The organism is Vibrio sp. Y58_MX_L22 (assembly GCF_024181865.1).
Classification (GTDB): Bacteria; Pseudomonadota; Gammaproteobacteria; order Enterobacterales; family Vibrionaceae; genus Vibrio; species Vibrio alginolyticus.
On the sequence record NZ_JAMZAN010000017.1, the window covers coordinates 1 to 22,576 of the forward strand.

Annotated in this window: 18 protein-coding genes; 8 read left to right on the plus strand and 10 right to left on the minus strand. The window is 46.6% G+C overall.

The genetic code is table 11. The features are described from left to right. Positions 1-529 precede the first annotated feature (529 nt). The 6 genes from fre to trxA all read right to left on the minus strand — a co-directional run bounded on the left by fre (position 530) and on the right by trxA (position 6,350). Positions 530-1,243, minus strand: coding sequence for an NAD(P)H-flavin reductase (fre, locus tag NL626_RS21800; RefSeq protein WP_005382872.1), 714 nt, complete (start codon positions 1,241-1,243; stop codon positions 530-532). 14 nt (positions 1,244-1,257) lie between these two features. After that, the gene (locus tag NL626_RS21805; protein ID WP_009696789.1) at positions 1,258-1,527 is read right to left on the minus strand and encodes a 2Fe-2S iron-sulfur cluster-binding protein; all 270 of its coding nucleotides are present in this window, start codon (positions 1,525-1,527) and stop codon (positions 1,258-1,260) included. Continuing rightward, entirely contained in the window at positions 1,524-3,377 is a 1,854-nt protein-coding gene (gene ubiD / locus NL626_RS21810) for a 4-hydroxy-3-polyprenylbenzoate decarboxylase (RefSeq protein ID WP_033907314.1), read from the minus strand. The genes NL626_RS21805 and ubiD overlap by 4 nt, the downstream gene beginning before the upstream one ends. A 91-nt stretch (positions 3,378-3,468) precedes the next feature. Continuing rightward, a complete protein-coding gene (locus NL626_RS21815) occupies positions 3,469-4,461 on the minus strand; it encodes a hypothetical protein (protein WP_005378756.1) in 993 nt (330 codons plus the stop codon). A 106-nt stretch (positions 4,462-4,567) separates the two neighbouring features. After that, entirely contained in the window at positions 4,568-5,827 is a 1,260-nt protein-coding gene (rho, locus tag NL626_RS21820) for a transcription termination factor Rho (protein ID WP_005378757.1), read from the minus strand. A 196-nt stretch (positions 5,828-6,023) separates the two neighbouring features. Further along, entirely contained in the window at positions 6,024-6,350 is a 327-nt protein-coding gene (gene trxA, locus NL626_RS21825; protein ID WP_004745500.1) for a thioredoxin TrxA, read from the minus strand. A 111-nt stretch (positions 6,351-6,461) separates the two neighbouring features. Here trxA and rhlB point away from each other — a divergent pair, with 111 nt between their 5' ends. The 3 genes from rhlB to NL626_RS21840 all read left to right on the plus strand — a co-directional run bounded on the left by rhlB (position 6,462) and on the right by NL626_RS21840 (position 11,105). Next, entirely contained in the window at positions 6,462-7,775 is a 1,314-nt protein-coding gene (rhlB, locus tag NL626_RS21830) for an ATP-dependent RNA helicase RhlB (protein WP_253657723.1), read from the plus strand. Between the two features lie 20 nt (positions 7,776-7,795). After that, positions 7,796-9,289: a guanosine-5'-triphosphate,3'-diphosphate diphosphatase gene (gppA, locus tag NL626_RS21835; RefSeq protein WP_053306516.1), complete on the plus strand. Its 1,494-nt coding sequence runs from the start codon at positions 7,796-7,798 to the stop codon at positions 9,287-9,289. Positions 9,290-9,461: 172 nt separating this feature from the next. Further along, positions 9,462-11,105 (plus strand): sugar nucleotide-binding protein, encoded by a 1,644-nt coding sequence (locus NL626_RS21840; protein WP_253657724.1) that lies wholly within the window; start codon positions 9,462-9,464, stop codon positions 11,103-11,105. A 222-nt stretch (positions 11,106-11,327) separates the two neighbouring features. On the opposite strand, the gene NL626_RS21845 is transcribed toward NL626_RS21840, so the two are convergent. From NL626_RS21845 to recQ, 3 genes are all read right to left on the minus strand, one after another. Next, positions 11,328-12,002, minus strand: coding sequence for a 7-cyano-7-deazaguanine/7-aminomethyl-7-deazaguanine transporter (locus tag NL626_RS21845; protein WP_005378770.1), 675 nt, complete (start codon positions 12,000-12,002; stop codon positions 11,328-11,330). A gap of 234 nt (positions 12,003-12,236) precedes the next feature. Then, positions 12,237-12,542 (minus strand): DUF3630 family protein, encoded by a 306-nt coding sequence (locus tag NL626_RS21850; protein WP_167415541.1) that lies wholly within the window; start codon positions 12,540-12,542, stop codon positions 12,237-12,239. A 9-nt stretch (positions 12,543-12,551) separates the two neighbouring features. Next, the gene (recQ, locus tag NL626_RS21855) at positions 12,552-14,387 is read right to left on the minus strand and encodes an ATP-dependent DNA helicase RecQ (protein WP_053306514.1); all 1,836 of its coding nucleotides are present in this window, start codon (positions 14,385-14,387) and stop codon (positions 12,552-12,554) included. A gap of 178 nt (positions 14,388-14,565) precedes the next feature. Between recQ and rarD the strand changes: the two genes are divergently transcribed. The 4 genes from rarD (at position 14,566) to ggt (ending at position 18,982) form a co-directional block, all read left to right on the plus strand. Next, the gene (gene rarD, locus NL626_RS21860) at positions 14,566-15,483 is read left to right on the plus strand and encodes an EamA family transporter RarD (RefSeq protein ID WP_213912494.1); all 918 of its coding nucleotides are present in this window, start codon (positions 14,566-14,568) and stop codon (positions 15,481-15,483) included. 72 nt (positions 15,484-15,555) lie between these two features. Continuing rightward, positions 15,556-16,353: an AraC family transcriptional regulator gene (locus NL626_RS21865; RefSeq protein ID WP_009696782.1), complete on the plus strand. Its 798-nt coding sequence runs from the start codon at positions 15,556-15,558 to the stop codon at positions 16,351-16,353. A gap of 91 nt (positions 16,354-16,444) precedes the next feature. Then, positions 16,445-17,104, plus strand: coding sequence for a LysE family translocator (locus tag NL626_RS21870; protein WP_213912493.1), 660 nt, complete (start codon positions 16,445-16,447; stop codon positions 17,102-17,104). Positions 17,105-17,215: 111 nt separating this feature from the next. Then, the gene (ggt, locus tag NL626_RS21875; protein ID WP_213912492.1) at positions 17,216-18,982 is read left to right on the plus strand and encodes a gamma-glutamyltransferase; all 1,767 of its coding nucleotides are present in this window, start codon (positions 17,216-17,218) and stop codon (positions 18,980-18,982) included. A gap of 819 nt (positions 18,983-19,801) precedes the next feature. Here the strand turns inward: ggt and uvrD are convergent. Continuing rightward, positions 19,802-21,976 carry a DNA helicase II gene (gene uvrD, locus NL626_RS21880; protein ID WP_005378778.1) on the minus strand — a complete coding sequence of 725 codons (2,175 nt, stop codon included), beginning with the start codon at positions 21,974-21,976 and terminating at the stop codon, positions 19,802-19,804. A gap of 281 nt (positions 21,977-22,257) precedes the next feature. On the opposite strand from uvrD, the gene NL626_RS21885 reads away from it, so the two are divergent. Then, positions 22,258-22,518, plus strand: a complete 261-nt coding sequence (locus NL626_RS21885) for a DUF2282 domain-containing protein (RefSeq protein ID WP_151514363.1) — start codon at positions 22,258-22,260, stop codon at positions 22,516-22,518. Positions 22,519-22,576: the final 58 nt, after the last annotated feature.

The following is a 22,576-nucleotide window of genomic DNA, read 5'->3' on the forward strand; positions in this document are numbered from 1 at the left end:
CGCCAGCGTTCAATCTGAGCCATGATCAAACTCTTCAATTTAAGATTTTGTTCGGCTCAATGAATACTGAACATTCCTTTCGCTAATAAATAGCAGAAGTAATGTTTGAATTGACTGTGCTGAATCCGAAGATTCAATGGTCACTTCGTTTCATTGAAACCTAATTTGAAGCCGAAGCTTCTAATTGGATTATCATCAACGAGTGCCCACACAGATTGATAGGTCTATATTGTTAAAGAGCTTGCTTTGCGAGAAGTTTTTCTCTCAAAGTGGAGGTGCATTCTAGCGATTTAATTGACAGTGTCAAACACTTTTTCAATTTTATTTTTCGTAGAAGCTTTCACCTCTCCGACCCTGCTGAAGCCTTATCGCGTCTGCCGTGTCGGTGGATGCGCATTATAGGGAACTCAGATCCGTTCGCAACCCTTTTTTGAAAAAAAATGGAAAAAAATGACTGTTCGATGACTATTTCATCAAAAAAGCAAAAAAGAGGGTAAAAAACCCTCTTTTTCTGCCTTAAAAGCCGTATTTAAATGAATGCGTACGCGTCTGCGAACATACGTTCGCTCTTCGCTTTCTTGTTCTGAGTGAACTGTTCACGTGCTGCGCCAGCCATTTCAAAACGACCTGCAATATAGATATCGTAGTTTTCTAAGCTTTCGAAATCTTCAGCTACAGCTTGTAGCACGTTACCAACTTTACCTTGCCAGTCTGCAGGAGCTTCTTCTACTACCGGCACAAAGTGAACATTGGCAAACTTGTCGGCAATCTCGACCAGTTCGTCTTTAGCATAAAGCTGGCAGTTATCGCGCGCCCCCCAATATAAATAGATAGGATTGGTTTTATTCTGCGCTACGCAGTGATCCAGAATCGAGCGAACGTAACTGAAGCCTGTACCACCAGCAATTAATAATAATGGGCGTTCGCTTTCTTCTTGAACCCAAGCATCGCCATGTGGCGCATCAATTTCAATCTGACCATCAGTTTCAAGCGCCGCTTGCATTGCTTCGACAACTTCTTGTGCATAAGCGTTGTGTTCCGCCGCACCGATGTGCAGTTCAAGTTCACCTTCATGACGACAAGGGCTGCTTGCGATAGAGAAAGGACGTTTGTCTTTTTCACCCATCACCACCATTAGGTACTGACCCGCTTTAAAAGGCACTGGTGATTCTGGATGAAGAAGGATTTGGTAAGTATTACAAGCTAACGGCTGAATAGACTTTACTTTACATTGGATGGTCATGGTGTTCCTCTCGCTTACTCGTCAAAAGTAAGCACTAAATTACTTTCTGTATAGGCTTGGCAAGGGAATATCCAACCTTGCTGTTGCTCTTTTTCGGTTAGCATAGGTTCGAGGTGATAGCTCACCTCGCCCGTTAGCTTTTTACACATGCACATGGCGCAAGCGCCAACTTGGCAACGGTGTGGGAAGCGAATATTGTTGTTGAGCGCAGCTTCCAACACCGTCTCCCCTTCTTTTACTTGGAATGTAACGTCCATTGGTAGAAGGTGGACTTGATGACTCATAGAATACCTAACTGGTCCCAAATCTCATCGACTTTAGCCACAAGTTTAGGATCTTTTTTGATAGGCGTACCCCACTCGCGCGTGACTTCAGATTCGAACTTGTTGGTCGCATCCAGTCCTAATTTGGATGAACTCTCAGTCTTACCAAGCACTTGAATCGTGTCTCTATCTGGGTCCATTCGAGTTGTCACCGCCCAAATGATGTCATTCCAATCTCGTGCATTAACGTCATCGTCGCACAAAATGATGAATTTGTTATCCGTGTACTGAGCAAAGAAGCCCCATAGATGTTCCATCAATTCTTGGGATTGACCAGCTTGGTCTTTCTTCATAGTCACGACAGCAAATTGGTTGTTTGCTGTAACTGGAAGATAGACGTCAACAATCTCAGGGCGTTGCTGTTTCAACTCATTTAGTTCTGCTTCGGTAATCGCTTTGCTGTCTCGCTCAGTGACCTCGGTTCGCGTCGCCAGCTCGGCATCCCATTTAATGGTCGCATCCAAGCCCATTTTGGAGCCAAGCCCAACCACTGGTGAAGCAAAGTCGAGCGAGTCGATTGGCGTGTTATCTATCATCAAGGTATCACGTACAGGATCCATATGCTCTGACATGGCTTTCACGACATCATTCCAATCTCGTGCGTTTACCGATTCATCGCACACAATAACAAACTTGGTATACATGAATTGACGTAAGAAAGACCACACGCCCATCATTACGCGCTTGGCATGTCCTGGGTACTGCTTCTTCATGGTGACGACGGCCATTCGGTACGAACAACCTTCTGGCGGAAGATAGAAGTCTTCAATCTCTGGGAATTGCTTTTGCAGAATAGGCACAAACACTTCGTTTAATGCCACACCCAATACAGCTGGTTCATCTGGCGGACGACCTGTGTAGGTGCTGTGATAAATAGGGTCTTTACGCATAGTAATGTGCGTAATAGTAAATACGTGGTGCTTTTCTTTTTCGTTATAGTAGCCAGTGTGGTCACCGTAAGGACCTTCATCAGCAAACTCGTTCGGGTCGATATAGCCTTCCATCACGATTTCCGCGCTCGCTGGCACTTCCAAATCGTTGCTGACTGACTTCACGACTTCCGTTTTGCTTCCACGTAGCAAACCTGCAAATGCGTATTCCGATAGCGTATCTGGCACTGGTGTTACTGCGCCAAGAATGGTTGCTGGGTCTGCACCAAACGCGACCGAAACTGGGAAAGGTTTACCTGGGTTGGTTTCCATCCAATCGCGCAGATCAAGCGCACCACCACGATGGGCTAACCAACGCATGATGATTTTGTTCTTGGCAATTTTCTGCTGACGGTAAATGCCTAGGTTCTGACGTTTCTTATTTGGACCTTTGGTTACGGTTAAGCCCCAAGTAAGCAGCGGCGCTACATCTTCTGCCCAGCAGCTCATTACCGGAATTTTATCCAAGTCGACTTCATCACCTTGCCAAACAATGTCTTGGCATGGTGCTTTACGTAAACGCTTAGCCGGCATGTTCAATACTTGTTTGAACACTGGCAGTTTTTCTAAAGCGTCTTTGAAGCCTTTTGGTGGCTCAGGTTCTTTTAAATAAGCCAGCAGCTTACCGACTTCTCTTAATTCTTTAACATCTTCACGTCCCATACCGATTGCGACACGCTCTGGTGTACCAAACAGGTTAGTCAAAACAGGTACGTCGTAGCCGATTGGGTTCTCAAACAACAGCGCAGGTCCACCAGCACGCAAGGTGCGGTCGCTGATTTCTGTCATTTCATAAGCGGGATCGACAGGGTGAGTGATGCGTTTAAGTCGACCTTTCTGTTCTAGGTGGTCGATAAATTCGCGTAAATCCTTAAAACTCATAGGCCTTCATGCTGGCTGATTAAACTGTCCGCAGTATAACAAATAGGAGGACGCTAAGATCCTCCTATTTTGTGTGGGTATGTGAGCCAGATTACTTTAATACTTGTTCAATCTGCCGAGTCTTTATCTGATGGTTCGAAGATACTAACTCTTCCAACCAGGTTTGATGCCCTTGTTGAGCAAGCTCTCGAGCAACCATGGTTGCTTCTTCTGATAACGCCATTTTTCTAACTAGAAACTGCTTTACTTGCGGAGATAGAGGGTTAGATTTTGTAAGTAGACTAATAGCTTCTGGCTTGAGTGATGGGTTAACTGTGGCATTCATCAATTGCTGAATGGAAAAAACGTCTCCAACCGCAGCTAAACGCTCAAGCTCGGACTGGCTGTTGTAATCGGCTTTCATCCGCCAGAGTAAGTTGTACACTTCCTCATCCTGACTAACTTGTGCCAACCTGACTATCACGGCCGTCGAGGGTAACCAACTGGTCACATTTGCTTTGGTTAACTGGGCCGTTAATGCAGCAAGCGCGTTGGGTGATAAACTGTCTAACTCTCGAATCAAAAGCGCTTCACGCGCTTGAGCTTGTTGAGATGGCCCTGTAAGCCATTGCTTTAAGTTAAGCTCTCTTCGTTCAGCTTGTAAGACAAAGTCCAAGGTACTTTGGTCTTGTTTCCAACGCTTAATCAAGCGACTCGCAATAACGGGAAAGTTAAAAGCGGGTACACTAAATTCATACCCATCACCTCGCTCTAACACTTGATAAGTCGGGGTCATACGGATCTGGGACTCAACAAACAGAGCCATTCGAGGCGTGAGAATCACATCTTGCTTTTCAAGCTTTTCCAACAATTGAAAGCGCACCACCTCTTGTTGAGGCAAAGCAAGTCGATCAAGGGCAAATTTAAGCGAGTCGACTTCATCTCTGACAGCGTAATCAAGCAGTTCAGAGACTTTAGTCTGTATTTGAGTATCCTGAAGCCACTGTTCTACTACAGACTCATGCATTTCCTTGGCAGATAATGTCGCAGGTAGAGTGATAAGTGACAAGCTCAGGAGTAATGACGACAACATTCCTTGTTGCATGTTAACCTCCCGATAACATTTCCTTCATTCTGATACTTCTATCGGGAGAAAGCAATAAAAAAGCCACCGATATACGGTGGCTTTTCGCAGAATGACTTATCTGAGACTATTGACGACGCATCGCATCGAAGAACTCATCGTTGGTCTTCGTCATCGCTAGCTTGTCGATTAGGAATTCCATTGCGTCGATTTCGCCCATTGGGTGAACGATCTTACGCAGAATCCACATCTTCTGTAGTTCGTCAGTCTTCGTCAGTAGCTCTTCACGACGTGTACCTGAGCGGTTAAAGTCAATCGCAGGGAATACACGCTTCTCAGCAATCTTACGGTTCAAGTGCAGTTCCATGTTACCTGTACCCTTGAACTCTTCGTAGATAACTTCATCCATTTTAGAACCAGTATCTACTAGTGCCGTTGCAATGATAGTTAGGCTGCCGCCTTCTTCTACGTTACGTGCAGCACCGAAGAAACGCTTAGGACGATGTAATGCGTTTGCATCCACACCACCTGTTAGTACTTTACCTGATGAAGGCACTACGGTGTTGTAAGCACGAGCTAGGCGAGTGATAGAGTCAAGCAAGATAACCACGTCTTTCTTATGTTCAACAAGACGTTTTGCTTTCTCGATCACCATTTCCGCTACTTGTACGTGACGAGATGCTGGCTCATCGAAAGTCGACGCAACCACTTCACCTTTAACTAGGCGTTGCATCTCGGTTACTTCTTCTGGACGTTCGTCGATAAGAAGAACCATCAACTCACACTCTGGGTGGTTGTACGCGATGCTTTGCGCGATGTTTTGCAGAAGCATTGTTTTACCCGCTTTAGGCGGAGCAACAATCAGACCACGTTGACCTTTACCGATTGGCGATGCCAAGTCTAAAACACGTGCTGTAATGTCTTCTGTTGAACCGTTACCACGCTCCATAACCATGCGCTCATTCGCATGTAGAGGGGTAAGGTTTTCAAATAGGATCTTGTTACGGGCGTTGTCTGGTTTATCGTCGTTAACGGTATTGACTTTTAGAAGGGCAAAGTAACGTTCACCGTCTTTTGGTGGGCGAATTTTGCCAGCGATAGAGTCACCAGTACGTAGGTTAAAGCGACGAATCTGACTTGGTGATACGTAGATATCGTCCGGACCCGCAAGGTATGAACTATCTGCACTGCGTAGGAAACCAAAGCCGTCTTGCAGAATTTCCAGAACCCCATCGCCAAAGATGTCTTCGCCGCCTTTAGCGTGCGCTTTTAAAATCGCGAAGATGATGTCTTGTTTTCTTAAGCGAGCTAGGTTCTCTAATCCTAAGCTTTCGCCCAGTTTTACAAGGTCAGACACAGGTCTGTTCTTCAGTTCGGTAAGGTTCATGGTGGTGGATTCTTGTTTAGTCAAAATAAGATCTGTTTTCTAGTTAAGATGGATTTGGTCTCAGGATCGACCAAGAAGAGAAATTTGTTCAATTAACGCGCGATAAGTTAGCACTAATTAGTATTCTAGTCCAGAGTTAGAAAAACAAAACCGTGCATTGTAACTTTGCACGGTTTTATCTGTAATCACTTGGTGATTATAAGTTTGCGTCTAGGAACTCTTTTAGTTGAGTTTTAGACAGAGCACCTACTTTCGTTGCCGCTACGTTACCATCTTTAAATAGTAATAGCGTTGGAATGCCGCGAATACCAAACTTAGGTGGTGTACCTGCGTTATGGTCGATGTTTAGTTTACCGATAGTGAGTTTGCCTTCGTACTCGTCTGCGATTTCGTCCAAAATAGGAGCGATCATTTTACAAGGACCACACCATTCTGCCCAAAAATCCACTAGAACCGGGCCTGCAGCGTTGATTACATCGTTTTCAAAACCGTCATCAGTTAGCTGCAAAATCTTATCACTCATCTTCCACTCCAATGTGTTTTTCGAAACTGGTTGGATGATAACCAGTAATTAGATGCCCTATTGGAATGTATTTACTTTCGTATTGCAAGCTTTAGCTGATATTCTATAGCCATGAAAAAGACGCATATCACAGAGCAAAAGTTCGCCGATTTGGGCTTAAAGCCCCAAGTTATTGAAGGATTGGACAAAAAAGGGTTCGAATTTTGTACCCCTATCCAAGCCTTGGCGTTGCCGGTCCTGCTCACCGGCCAAGACATCGCAGGCCAGGCCCAAACGGGTACTGGTAAAACGCTCGCGTTTCTTACTGCTACGTTCAACCACCTTCTGACGACTCAGGAACATGAAGGTCGTAAGCCTACACAGCCACGCGCAATTATTATGGCGCCTACACGTGAGCTCGCTATTCAGATTTACAATGATGCAGAATCATTAACTGAAAGCACAGGTCTAAAAACCGCTCTAGCTTACGGTGGTGAAAGCTACGACAAGCAACTTGCGAAACTGCAAGACGGCGTAGATATTCTGATCGGAACAACAGGCCGTATCATCGATTTCTACAAACAGCGCGTATTTAACCTCAACAACATTCAAGCTGTTGTTCTGGACGAAGCCGACCGCATGTTCGATCTTGGCTTTATTAAAGACATTCGCTTCTTGTTCCGTCGTATGCCTGAGCCAAAAGAGCGTTTGAACATGCTGTTCTCAGCAACGCTGTCTTACCGCGTTCAAGAACTGGCATTCGAACACATGAATACTCCTGAGCATGTCGTTGTCGAACCAGAACAAAAAACTGGCCACCGTATCCAGGAAGAGCTTTTCTATCCTTCGAATGAAGACAAAATGGCGCTGCTTCAAACACTAATTGAAGAAGAGTGGCCAGATCGCGCTATCATTTTTGCCAATACCAAGCATAAGTGTGAATCGGTTTGGGGTCATTTGGCTGCCGATGGACACCGTGTAGGCCTTCTTACTGGCGATGTACCGCAGAAGAAGCGTGAGAAGATTCTTGAGCAATTCACCAAAGGTGATGTCGACATCCTAGTTGCAACTGACGTTGCAGCGCGTGGCCTGCATATTCCTCAGGTAACGCACGTTTTCAACTACGACCTTCCTGACGACTGTGAAGATTATGTTCACCGTATTGGCCGTACTGGTCGCGCTGGTGCGAGCGGTCATTCGATCAGTTTTGCTTGTGAAGAGTACGCGGTTAACCTACCAGCAATCGAAGAATACATTGAGCATACAATCCCAGTTTCAGAGTACGATTCGTCGGCACTGATTCAAGATCTACCGGCTCCGATTCGTATGCGTGCACCACGCAACCAACAGCGCCGCACGAATACTGGCGGTACCCGTTCTGGTAACCGTAAGCCGCAGGGACGTCGTCCACGCCAACCGCGTCAATCGGCACCAAAACAATCGTAATAGGAAACTGAGTTCGTTTTATGAGTCAAGCAGGATCATCACCGCTATATGCCGCCATCGACCTCGGGTCGAACAGTTTTCACATGCTCGTTGTGCGTCACATCGATGGCAGCGTTCAAACAATGGCTAAAATTAAGCGCAAAGTTCGTCTAGCAGCGGGCTTAGATGAACATAATTCTCTTAGTATGGAAGCTATGCAGCGAGGATGGGACTGCTTAAGTCTATTTGCGGAACGCTTGCAGGACATTCCTAAACAAAACATTCGCATCGTCGGTACTGCAACATTACGTACCGCGACCAATGTAGATGTGTTTTTAGAAAAGGCTAACCAAATTCTAGGCCAGCCTATCGAAGTGATTACTGGTGAAGAAGAAGCTGCCACTATCTATAAAGGTGTCGCTCACACCTCTGGCGGTAGTGGTCGTCGCCTTGTAGTCGATATCGGTGGAGCAAGTACCGAACTGATTATCGGTGAAGGTTTCGAAGCCAAAGCACTGACCAGCTTAAAAATGGGCTGCGTGACTTGGCTTGAAAACTTCTTTAAAGATCGCCAATTGAATGCTCGTAACTTTGACGCGGCAATTGAAGGAGCGAAACAGACCATCCAGCCGATTTTAGAACGTTATACAGAAATTGGTTGGGATGTGTGTGTTGGTGCATCAGGCACTGTTCAGGCATTGCAAGAGATAATGCTGGCGCAAGGCATGGACGAAGTAATCACTCACTCCAAGCTCAAACGTCTACAGAAGCAAGCCATGTTGGCCGACCATTTAGAAGAACTCGATATTGAAGGCTTAACACTTGAGCGTGCATTAGTGTTCCCTAGTGGCCTCTCTATTTTGATTGCCGTTTTTGAATTGCTTGAAATCGATGCTATGACACTGGCTGGCGGCGCACTACGCGAAGGCTTAGTGTATGAGATGGTTGAAGAGCTTCGTCAAGAAGACATTCGTGCCCGCACTATCGCTAGCGTACAAAATCGTTATCAGCTCGATCACCAATACGGTGAACAAGTCGCTAGTCTGGCACACACGCTTTTACAGCAAGCTGGGGGCGATGAGTGGATTACAGAGCCTCAGGGCAAGATATTACTCGAGACCGCCGCAAAACTGCATGAAATTGGCTTAACTATCGATTTCAAAAAAGGCGGAGAGCATAGTGCTTACTTGCTGCAGAATTTGGATCTGCCTGGTTACACGCGCGCGCAGAAGTTCTTTATTGGTGAAGTGGCTCGTCGCTATCGCGAACAACTCACTTCTTTACCTGAGCAGCATGCATTATCAGGCTCGAGTGCAAAACGAGTATTGAGATTGTTGCGTCTTGCGGTTCTGCTCAGCCATCGTCGCAATCCTGATCTAGAGCCAAATGTGACTCTAACAGTTGAAGGCGACAATCTAACGTTACACATTGATGCGCAATGGCTAGAGAAAAACCCACTGACTGCGGCTGAGTTGGAAATTGAATCCAACCGTCAGACAGACATCGGCTGGCCATTAAATATCGTAGCAAAATAAGCGAATGTCACTGCCTTACAATACTAAAGCCCAGGCGTTCGCTTGGGCTTTTTTGCATCTACCTCCCCTACAAAACGTGCTGCCCAGCAAAAATTTCAGCTTCTCCGCTCTACATCGAAAAACAGCCATGCTTTATTGATAAACACAATTTAGCCAACCAAGATGCACCATCATGAAAACCGTTTTAATGACTGGCTTAACTGGCACTCTCGCCCCAAAAGTCGCTCATCAGTTTCACATACGCGGCTGGAACATATTGGAGTGGAATCACCACCAAATCTCACCAGATGATCCAGAGCAAAGTGAGCAATTTTGGCAGCAGCACCACATTGATGCGGTGTGCCATATGGCGATGGGGAGTGAAGCATGGGCAGCATGGCTCGGTGAACACTGCAAACAGCGCAACATTCCTTACCTCTTTGTCAGCACAGCAATGGTATTTGATGCCACAAAAAACGGGCCTTATGGCATCTTTGAAGAAAGAAACACCCAAGATGATTACGGCAAATACAAAGTTCGTTGTGAAGATGCAATCTGGCAAGCAAATCCAGATGCGATGGTTGCTCGAATTGGTTGGCAGCTCCATCACCAAGCAGAAGGCAATAACATGTTGGCGCATCTCGACCGCCAATATGAAGAGAACGGCGTTATTACCGCTAGCACGGCTTGGTATCCTGCGACTTCTCATATGGACGATACTGCACTCGCCTTTTTGCAGCTTATTGAGCGGAACGAAGCCGGTTTATATCACCTTGATAGCAACTTAAAAGATAAGTGGAATTTCTACGAACTCGTTTGTGCACTCAAACAGCATTACAACAAACCATGGCAAGTGCTGCCAAGCAATGACTATCACCATGACCAACGTCTAACAGATGAACGAATTGCCTTGCCGCCATTGAGTGAACGTTTCACCAAGCCAGAGCAAATCCAGCAAGCTGGCATCATAGGAATCAACTGGGGACGCACGCACATTCCGCACTATAGAAACAATGGTGTTGCAGTCACGACGTTATGTGCCAACCAAATAGAACCTCTTCAGCAAGCGTGCAGTGAAGAAGCAATCCCAAAGGCAGAAACGAACATCAGCGCACTCAAACTACTTGATGTCGTGACCATCGCGACACCTGCGCATACTCATGCAGAGATCATAAAGACGTTAGGTTCAACCAAGCTTATCTGTGAAAAGCCATTGTTGGGATTGAATTCCGACATCACTCACTGGCAGCAACCGAACGCCAACCTATTGGTTAATTACGCCTTTGCTCAGCTAAATACCGCCAAGACAATAGAGGAGTGGCTCACTTCGCAAACCCAACCTTGTGTGGTCAATCTAGTCACCCAGGTTAACCTACCGGGCACCTTCACACTCAAAGAGTGGTTTCTTGAAACAGCTAGCCACCCTATCTCCTGGTTGCTGCACTGCTTTGGAGACTACTCTCAGTCGACACTGACTGAGAAAAACGGCCAACTGATCGTTGAGCTGCAATGTGGCGACCACCAGCTAAGATTTGTATTTGAATTAACAGGTGAGCCGGGCATCGAGCACAATCTAACGATTCAATCCAACCAGACTTTAACCAGCAAAGGCTACTATCGTGTCGGCGAAAAATGGCGTTTCGAGCCCATTCTCGTTAATGGCAACGCGATAAATGATGGAGAGTACAGCGAGTCTGATTGCTGGCAGGACGCCAATCAACGCAGTGTCGGTTTGATGTTGGCGATGTTCAATCAAAGCATCAGCTGGGATAACGGCCTGCAACTTGGCGCCTTCGATGCGCAAAAAGCCATTTTGATTGAGAAGATGCTCTGTTAGCCATTTCACCAGCGAGCTTCCTCTACGTGCCGTACCTTCGATTAAAAGGTCTCACTCGGGACCTTTTTTACTGCTCATTTTTACCTTCGTACAGCTCAGGGAGCTTTTGGACACCCATGATCTAATTGCTCCCCACGCTGTACAAAACCCTCTAAATCCCAGTAAGCAGGTACAAAAAAGCCGCTTGATTTAAGCAAGCGGCTTTCGGGGTTCCCACTGATATTAAGACTGAACGCTTGTCGTCACCTTAAAGTCAGGGTTCACCGCAGTCAGCTTCTTAATTAGGTAATTCAGTAATACGCCGTACATCGGAACGAACAAACCAAGACTGATAATCAGTTTGAAGCCGTAATCCACCAGCGCGATTTCCGTCCAATGCTCTGCCATAAATGGATCTGGGCTTTGATAGAACGCAATGGCGAAGAAAGCGATGGTATCAAGTGCATTACCGAAAAGCGTTGAACACGTTGGTGCCACCCACCATTGCTTCATTTGACGTAGGCGGTTGAACACGTGCACATCCATGATCTGACCAAGTAGGTACGCCATGAAGCTAGCAATCGCGATACGAGCAACGAATAAGTTAAATTCCCCTAGGTGACCAAAACCTTGGAATTGACCTTCGAAGAACACCACCGATAAGAAGTAAGACACTGCCAAAGCAGGCAACATCACTAAGAAGATGATCTTACGCGCCAACTGAGCACCGAAAATACGCACCGTTAAGTCAGTCGCTAGGAATATAAATGGGAAAGTGAATGCGCCCCAAGTGGTATGGAAACCGAAAATAGTAAACGGTAGCTGAACTAGGTAATTGCTAGATGCAATAATGACTAGGTGGAATAGAACCAGATAGATAAGGGCGTTGCGCTGCTGCGCAGGGGTAAAGTTACTCATGCGATACCTTTTTAGTTTGGTTTGGGGGTGAGGGAACCCAAATCGAGTCACTGAATAAAGTGGCTCTTACCAACAATGTAAAATGAAAAATAAACTGGCTTGGCTCTTTCTGAGCGAAGCGGTGGGCGATTATACATTAACCACTTTTCGCCGCAAGTCGTCTGTTTTACGCAAACGTTTGAGCATAAAAAAGGGTGTTTCATGTGAAACACCCTTTCAAGAAAAGTTCTATTTTTAGAAGCCGCGTTGAAACAATCCTGCGAGATAATCCAACTCTTCCCTGCTCTCTTCAATCGCTAACGCTTCAAACCAAATCGCTTCGCTGTAATGCTCTGCTTTCATAAACAGTCGGCAACCTTCAAAGTCGATCAGCCAAGAGTGAATGTCCGCATCCCACTGCTTTTCCACCACAGTAGCAGAAAGCAAACTAACTAAACGCTCACCTAAAGCAGGAAAGCTATCAAGGTCAAAGCTCGGCGCGGTAATGATTAAGCGCCCTTCTTGTGGCATGTAGTCCGCTAAGCCAAATTCCTTTTGCATCTTGGTTCCTTATCCGTGGTGAGTAATGTGTTCTTGAATCAAATCAAGGAATGGATCGGCGTACTTCTCTAGTTTGCGCTGACCAACACCGCTGACTGCCAGCATTTCGCCGTAAGACGTTGGCAGAATTTCCGCCATATCAATCAGAGTCGCGTCACTGAAGACCACGTATGGTGGCAAACCATCTTCATCAGCAATCGACTTACGCAGCTTACGTAACTTAGCAAACAGCTTTTTGTCGTAGTTCTTGCTGGTCAGTTTGTCCGACTTCGCCGCACGTGCTGCGGTGTCTAAACGCGGAACCGCTAACTCTAGGGTCACATCGCCACGTAGCAGCGGACGCGCTTCTTCGGTAAGTTGCAGCGTTGAGTTACGCGTGATGTTTTGGAACAGCAGCCCTTTGTGGATTAACTGACGGAAGATACTCACCCAGTAATCGTGGCTGTGGTCGCGCCCTATCGCGTAGGTAGAAATCTTATCGTGGCCGTTTTCACGTACACGAATGTTTTGCATGCCACGTAGCACTTCCACCACGTAGCCCATACCAAAGCTCTGATTCACTCGGTACACACAAGACAACGCCTTACGCGCTTCTTCCGTGGCATCAAAGTGTTTCGGTGGATCTAAGCAAATATCACAGTTGCCACATGGCTTCTCACGATACTCACCAAAGTAATTCAATAGCACCTGACGACGACAAGTCTGCGCCTCAGCAAAGGCACTCATCGCATTCAGTTTGTGGGTTTCCACCTGCTTCTGTGGACCATCGTCTTTCTCATCCAACATACGACGCAGCCAACTGATGTCCGCTGGGTCATACAACATCATCGCTTCCGCAGGCAAACCATCACGCCCTGCACGACCGGTTTCCTGATAGTAGGACTCGATATTGCGCGGGATATCAAAGTGAACCACAAAGCGCACGTTTGGTTTGTTGATGCCCATACCGAATGCCACGGTCGCCACTACGATTTGGATGTCATCACGTTGGAAAGCTTCTTGAACGTAAGCGCGCTCATCGGCATCCATACCTGCGTGATAACCAGCTGCACGAATGTGGTTGTTACACAACTTCTCAGTCACCATCTCAACTTTCTTACGGCTACCACAATAGATGATGCCGCAATTACCTTTTTGAGTTTCAAGATAACGAACGATTTGCGAAACCGGCTTGTGCTTCTCAACTAAGTTGTAGCGAATGTTGGGACGGTCGAAGCTGCCTAGGTAAACCTCTGGATTATTCAGTTGCAGACGCTCAAGAATATCTCGGCGCGTTGCGTCATCTGCGGTCGCCGTCAGCGCCATAAATGGCACATGGAAAAATTGCTGCTTAAGTTGACCAAGCGCGGCGTACTCTGGACGGAAGTCGTGTCCCCACTGGGAAATACAGTGCGCTTCATCGACAGCAATCATCGATAGCGGCAAGTTTTCCAAGCGCTCAATGAAATCACGCATCAATACGCGTTCTGGTGAGACGTACACCAACTTAAGATGACCAGTGTGCATGCGGTTATACACGCTGAGCAGTTCTTCACGAGTCATGGTCGAGTTAATGCATTCAGCCGCTACACCGTTGGCTTTAAGCTGGTCCACTTGGTCTTTCATCAGCGAGATAAGCGGAGAAATCACCAAAGTAATACCAGAGCGAACCAAAGCAGGAATTTGATAACACAGCGACTTACCGCCACCAGTAGGCAGGATAACTAAGCTGTCGCGACCTTCTATCGCGGCGTCAATCACTAATTGCTGACCATCACGGAACTCTTGGTAACCAAACACATCCTCCAACACACGTTGAGGCGTTACAGGCGAATCAGATTGTTCGGCTAACAAGGTCGAGGTCATGAAAAGTCTCAGATTGGGTCTTAAAAAAGAGGTGCTTATGCATACCACTGGCACACAAAGTGAGGGCACATTGTAATGGGGTTTCATGGTGAATAAAACCGCAAATTGTTAGGTGTTTCGCATCACGACTCGTATACTGATTTTCTGCTCTATAAAACACACAATTAGGTGACACTTCATGACACCAGAAGACAAACAACAACGCGCGCGGCAAGGCATCTTGCTAGCGATTGGCGCGTATACCATGTGGGGCATTGCGCCGATGTACTTTAAGTCCATCGCACAAGTATCTCCTTTGGAAATTCTCAGCCACCGAGTGATATGGTCTTTCTTTTTGCTTGCTGCACTCCTCCATTTTGGCCGTCACTGGCGCTCGGCTTACCACATCGCGAAAGACAAAAAGAAAATCGCTTACCTGATCGCAAGTTCCATGTTAATTGGCGGCAATTGGTTGATTTTCATTTGGGCGGTAAACTCGAATCATATGCTCGACGCCAGCTTAGGTTATTACATTAACCCACTGATCAACGTCTTACTCGGGATGGTCTTCCTTGGTGAGCGACTGCGTAAATTACAGTGGTTCGCGGTTGTATTGGCAGGTTGTGGCGTACTCGTTCAACTGATTGTATTTGGCTCCGTACCTGTTGTTGCGATGGCGTTAGCAATGAGCTTCGGCTTTTATGGCTTATTAAGAAAGAAAGTCAGTGTCGATGCAAAAACTGGCTTGTTTATCGAGACATTACTTCTACTGCCAGTGGCCGCTGTTTATTTGCTTTTTATTGCCGATACACCAACCTCAAATATGCTTACGAATCCACTTACGTTAAATAGTTTGTTGATCGCGGCTGGGGTTATAACAACCCTGCCACTGCTGTGCTTTACGGGTGCAGCAACAAGACTCAAATTATCGACTTTGGGCTTTTTCCAATATATAGGCCCAAGCTTAATGTTTTTACTTGCAGTATTGATGTATGGCGAACCCTTTACCATGGATAAAGCGATCACTTTCGTCTTTATTTGGGGAGCACTAGTCGTGTTTAGCTTTGATGGATTACGTAATAACCGTCGCTCACGCCGAATCGTTCAGCCACAGTGATCGTTTTTTACAAGACAAGTTAGAAATTGCCAGATAAGCTTGGTCATAATGTGACCAAGCTTTTTTTGTTTAATGGAACATATTCAGTACTACGCAACCGACCATGACAACTTGAGTCTAATAGAGGCGAAATACCAGAAATTTGCTTTTCAAAGGCATTACCATCTGGATTTTCATCTCGGCCTGATCACGCATGGCGCGCAGAAGTTCCAATACCAAGGTAACAGCCACCAAGTTGGTCACGGGCAAATTGTGATTATGCCGCCGGATGAGCTGCACGACGGGCAATCTAAGCTCGAAAGTGGCTATGAAGTGAATGTGTTTGCGATCGAACCTCACCTATTGAGCGATCTAGCTGATCTTAAGCAAAACGGTCAAATAATACACTTCAACGAGCTGATCATCTCGGATCCACAGATATTTTCACAACTTAGTAACTTACACGGGCTACTTCGTCGTGAAAACCTCAGCCAACTCACCAAAGATTGCCTTCCTTTTGAAGGATTTAACCAACTTTTTGATCGCTACGGATCGCTTGAGCGACAAAAAGTGGTGCCGTTAGGAAATCAATCACTTGGAACGTTAAAAGATTATCTAATGGCGAACCTTGACCAAGCGGTGCGTTTGGATTCGCTATCAGAGCTGTGCCAACTGAGCCCAACTCAGTTCCAGCGCCACTTTAAAGCGCAAACTGGCATGACGCCTTATGCATGGTTCGCACGCCTGCGCCTTGAGCAAGGCATGAAGTTACTGCAATCAGGTCAATGTGGTACCGACGTCGCCCATCAGATCGGTTTCTACGACCAAGCGCATTTCAGCAAAGCGTTTAAGCAGACCTACGGCGTTTCCCCTTCTCAAGTGACTCGTTAATTTCATTTACCGAGAAAGCTGTCAGTTTTTTACAAGCGCCACAGATGACTTACCACGACAATAGCCGCATTGGTTATATTTGAGATGTGTTATGAATGAATCCACCATATTGCTGACGCTCGCCAGCATTCACTTTATTGCCCTAATGAGTCCAGGTCCGGACTTTGCGCTGGTCGTACAAAATGCGACGCGTCATGGTCGTCAAACTGGCTTGTACATTGCGTTGGGATTGTCCGTCGGTATTTTGCTGCACTCTTTGTTCAGCCTGACAGGTGTGAGTTTTGTCGTCCACCAGCACCCAGTGCTGTATTCCGTGGTACAACTGCTCGGTGGTAGTTACCTGCTCTACTTAGGACTTGGCGCATTGCGTGCCGTGATCTCGATGATCCAAAACCCACTGACGGATCAACCTAAGAAGCAAAATAACCTAGTGATCAGCAATAAGCGTCAAGCGTTTGCTAAAGGGTTTGCGACCAACATTCTTAACCCAAAAGCCCTGGTGTTCTTTGTCAGTTTGATGTCGAGTTTAGTCCCAGCAGGTATGTCGATTACTGGCAAAGGTATTGCACTGGTCATCCTGTTTGGCTTGTCGCTATTCTGGTTCTCTAGCCTTGCATGGATGCTGTCGACACAGCGCTTACAGCGTAAATTGCAACAAGCGGGTATCTACATCGACGGTCTATGCGGCGTGATATTTACTCTAGTGGGCGGCAGTATTCTATACCAAACTATCAATACTTTTATCGGATAAAGTACTGATTTAAAAGCGTAGCACAATCGACATTTCTAAGATTGCTGACTCGACGTGACTCTCCATAACTGCCAAGCTCAAAGCACAAAACTGGCAACATGGAGAGTCATCATGCATTGGACGTTCAACCGACTCATGACCACGGGTCTTTTTCTTACTTCCCCACTAATCTTATCTACCTCAGTCTTTGCTAACCAAGCAGCAGATGCGGTTGCGCCGGAGCACAGCACTGGCTTCGAGCAAAAACAATTGATCAAAGCGAAAGATTATATGGTTACCGCTGCTAACCCAATTGCAACCCAAGCTGGTGCGGATGTTATTGCCCAAGGTGGTAATGCTATTGATGCTATGGTTGCCGTGCAGCTGATGCTGGGCTTGGTAGAACCGCAATCATCAGGTATTGGTGGTGGCGCCTTCTTAGTGTATTGGGACAGTGAGAAACAAAAACTAACTACGTATGATGGACGCGAAACCGCACCGCTCGCCGCGACGCCGAAACTCTTTTTAGACGAAAAAGGACAACCCCTACAATTTTACGATGCGGTTGTCGGCGGGCGCTCCGTTGCCACTCCTGGTACAGTGAAACTGCTGTGGGACACGCACCAGAAATACGGCAAGTTGGAATGGAAGAAGATCATCCAACCCGTGATTACCTTGGCTGAGCAAGGTTTCGAAGTCAGTCCTCGCCTCGCGAGTCTGATTGAGAAAGATGCTAAGCGCCTATCACGCTTCCCTGCGACTAAGGCTTACTTCTTCAATCCAGACGGCTCACCAAAAACCGAAGGCACGTTGTTGAAGAACCCTGAATACGCGCAAACTCTGACGGCAATTGCAGAGCAAGGGGCAAAAGCTTTCTATCAAGGCGATATCGCCACAGACATCATCAAGACAGTACAGAATGCACCGGGCAATCCTGGCGTATTGGCACAACCTGACTTTGATGCGTTCCAAATCAAGCAACGTGAACCGGTTTGTGCGGCTTACCAAAGCTATGACATCTGCGGCATGGGACCACCTAGCTCTGGCGCATTGACGGTTGGACAGATTCTCGCGATCACCGAGCAATACGATCTTAAAGGTTGGGGAGCCGAAAGCGCGAAATCATGGCAAGTGATCGCCGATGCATCGCGCCTTGCGTTCGCGGATCGTGGTAAATACATGGCTGACCAAGATTATGTGCCAATGCCAACCGAAGGCTTGCTTGATAAAGATTATCTCAAACAACGTGCTGAGCTCATTCAAGTAGGTAAAGCCTTGAGTAAGGCTGAAGCCGGTAATCCTCCTTGGTCGCACGCCATGAACTTAAGCATGGACCAATCGATCGAGCTGCCTTCCACCAGCCATTTCAATATCGTCGATAAGCAAGGCAATGTGGTTTCAATGACAACAACCATCGAGAACGCCTTTGGCTCACGCTTGATGGTACGCGGCTTCTTGCTCAATAACGAACTGACCGATTTCTCTTTCCGCACGCATCAAGATGGTGTGCCAATCGCGAACCGCTTAGAACCGGGAAAACGCCCACGTTCATCCATGGCACCAACCATTATGATGAAGGATGACAAACCTTACATGGCAATTGGCTCACCAGGTGGCAGCCGCATTATTGGTTACGTCGCACAAGCCATTATCGCCCACACGCAATGGGATATGGACATCCAAAGCGCGATTAATCAGCCACGATTGCTGAACCGTTTTGGCACCTTAGATATTGAGCAAGGTACCGCCGCAGAGGGCTTACAGCCTGCTCTGGAGAAGATGGGTTTTAAAACCGATGTTCGGGATTTGAATTCTGGTCTGCATGCGATACGCATAACAAAAGACGGTCTTGAAGGCGCTGCGGATCCGAGACGTGAAGGTGCCGCTATCGGGCAGTAAGAGTCTTTCGCTCGACCCCTTGTGCGAGATCTCTCACAAAGGGTTGAGCAAACCTCTCTTTTTTAATGGTAAAACCGTACAACAAATATAATAAGCCATTGAATTTAATACTTATGTATCTTTTTTGAACGCTAAGAGTGTAAAAAAATGTGAGATTAGCCCGTTGTTGGAAATCGTTAAACACGTAATATTAAACCTGTCGGAAGGATGCTGACACGGAACAGGAAACACCACGGACTTGGTGAACTTCAGGAAGAAGAAACGGTTATTCAGGATGAATAGTCAGGCATGGATTGCAAAATTGGACATTGAACGGAATCAATAGTGACTAGGATGGTTGCTACTAAGGACGGGAAATGGACACCTCTGGACGAGGCAAGGATTTGAACATCAGGATGATGTCAGGGACACCGCTCAGGGAACAAGTGATGAGAGCTAACGAGGATAGTTAGCAGACCAGGATAAGGTCACTAAGGACACCGCTAGGAAGGCGACGTAAGGATTAAGCTGACGGATTCAGCACACTATCATGGATTAGATGCATGGAGCACTCTTAGTAGCTGGATTGCTGCGAGTAAGACTATAACCCCGATGGGCGCAAGCCCTCGGGGTTTTTCTTTGCCTAAAGTTTTTCTCAGTAGATCTGCTGAAAACAGGCATTCACCCACAACGCCCACCTTTCACTTCAAACGGCATCGTTAAGTCGCGCTTTTGTACTCCATTTATCATTCCATTTTTTACTGCGTTAGCGACACCAAAACTGCACAAACAAAAAGAGCCGCCGAAGCAGCTCTTAAGTTGATGAGTTTTGGTCAAGCCTTACAGTTTCTCTAGTCGTGCGTAAGCAGTTACCAACCATTTGATGCCTTCACCGTTAAAGGCAATCTGTACACGGCTCTGTGGACCACTGCCTTCGAAGTTGATGATGGTGCCTTCACCAAACTTTGGATGCATCACACGAGAACCTAGCGTAAAGCCGGTTTCATTAAAGCTCTCTTTCACAACAGTTTGGCTAAATCGACCACTGCTTGAAGGACGGCTAACTTGCGCCTTCATTCGTACTTCATCTAAACAAGTTTCTGGCAGTTCACGGATAAAGCGAGACGGTTTATGGTATTTATCCTGACCGTACAAACGACGCATTTCAGCATAAGTGATGTACAGTTTCTGCATCGCACGGGTCATGCCTACGTAACACAGACGGCGTTCTTCTTCTAAGCGCCCTGCTTCTTCTGCCGACATTTGGCTTGGGAACATGCCTTCTTCCACACCGACCATAAACACCAATGGAAACTCTAGACCTTTCGCACTGTGTAATGTCATGAGCTGAACCGCATCTTCAAATTCGTCCGCTTGTCCTTCGCCCGCTTCTAGTGCTGCGTGGGTTAGGAATGCCGTCAGCAGTGACATGTCTTCGGCTTCTTCTGGTTTCTCGAATTGGCGAGTTGCGGTCACCAATTCCTCCAAGTTCTCAATACGTGCCTTAGACTTTTCGCCCTTCTCTTGCTCGTACATCGCGAACAAGCCCGAGTATTTAATCACATGGTCAGTTTGGTGATGCAGCGGCATCTCTAAGGTGTCGTCTTCTAGCGCGGTGACAAGCTCGATAAAACGGCTCAGAGCACCAGCAGCGCGACCAGCAAGCACCTTCTCGTCCAACATTGCCACACTCGCTTCCCACATGGTGCAACCACGATCACGAGCCGCAAAGCGGATGGTTTCAAGCGTCTTATCGCCCAAACCACGCGTTGGCGTATTCACCACACGTTCAAACGCCGCATCATCGTTACGGTTGGCAATCAGACGCATGTAGCTCAAGGCATCTTTGATTTCCTGACGTTCGAAGAATCGCATGCCGCCGTAGATACGGTAAGGCAGACCGGCTTGAATTAACGCTTCTTCCAGAACACGCGACTGGGCGTTGTTACGGTAAAGCATCGCAGCGTCATTCAGAGCACCGCCCTTGTCTTGCCACTCTTTGATTTTGTTCACCGCAAAACGGGCTTCATCTAATTCGTTGTAAGCGCTGTAAACCGAGATAGGCTCACCGACCACGCCATCCGTCCACAACTCTTTACCCATACGCTCGGTGTTATTCGCAATCAGGGTGTTAGATGCTTCCAGAATGGTCTTGGTTGAACGGTAGTTTTGCTCAAGACGAATGGTATTTACGCTTGGGAATTCGAGCGTAAACTTCTCAATATTCTCGACTTTTGCACCACGCCAACCATAAATCGACTGGTCGTCATCACCTACGATCATCACGTGACACTCAGGACCTGCCATCATACGTAGCCAAGCATATTGAATGTTGTTGGTATCTTGGAACTCGTCCACCAAGATATGCTTAAAGCGTGCTTGGTAGTGTTCACGGACGAACTTGTTATCACGCAGTAGCTCATGTGCGCGCAGCAAGATTTCCGCAAAATCGACTAAACCAGCACGATCACACGCTTCTTGGTAAGCGGTGTACAACTGCAGATATGTCTTGGTTACTGGATCATGGTACGCATCAATGTGCGACGGACGCAGACCTTCGTCTTTCTTACCGTTAATCCACCATGCCACTTGGCGTGCAGGCCATTGCTTCTCATCGAGGTTTTGCGCTTTGATCAAACGCTTTAGCAGACGCTGCTGGTCGTCACTGTCAATGATTTGGAAATCTTCCGGTAGCTTCGCATCAAGATAGTGTGCTCGCAGAATACGGTGACAAATGCCGTGGAAAGTACCATTCCACATACCGCCTGCACTGCCCATCATTAGCTCTTCGATACGTCCACGCATCTCTGCCGCCGCCTTATTGGTAAAGGTTACCGACATGATTGAAAACGGAGAAGCTTGCTCGACCGACATCAGCCAAGCGATACGGTGAACAAGAACGCGTGTCTTACCACTTCCTGCGCCAGCAAGAACGAGCAAGTTTTCTAGAGGTGCTGCAACGGCTTCACGTTGTTTATCGTTCAAACCGTCGAGTAATAGAGATGGATCCATCATGATGAGAGCTACTGGTTATTTATACATAAAAACCGATTATAACCTAAACAACCGGGTGCTGTTTAGACAAAACTTGATAAAAAAATCGATGTTTTTTTGCCCAACACATCAATTAGTTATATCTATTTGACCCTACAAACCCATTTACTTCAGAAATTTTTCTGAAAGTTTTTTAGCCAGTTTCCTATCTTTTAAGTTAAGCAAGTTGATAACAAAAACGCCAAAACAGGCGATTCATCTTGCCAACTTAAAGTAAAGGAAATCATTCAGAGGAATTTATTATGAAAAAGTCGAATCTAGCTGTTACTGCTGCTGTTACTGGTCTTCTAGCTCTTGGTGGCACAATTTTAACTGCAGCTCCAGCTGTCGCTGCTGAAAAAGAAAAGTGCTATGGCGTTTCTAAAGCAGGTAAAAACGACTGTGCAACAAAAAGCAGCTCATGCGCTGGTACTTCTAAAGAAGATAACCAAAAAGACGCATTCGTAGTCGTACCAAAAGGTCTTTGTGACAAACTCGCTGGCGGTAGCACTTCTTCTTCATAATCTTTTATCGCTAGCTATTGTGAGGATGCGTTGACGCTCAACCAACGCAAAGCCAAGA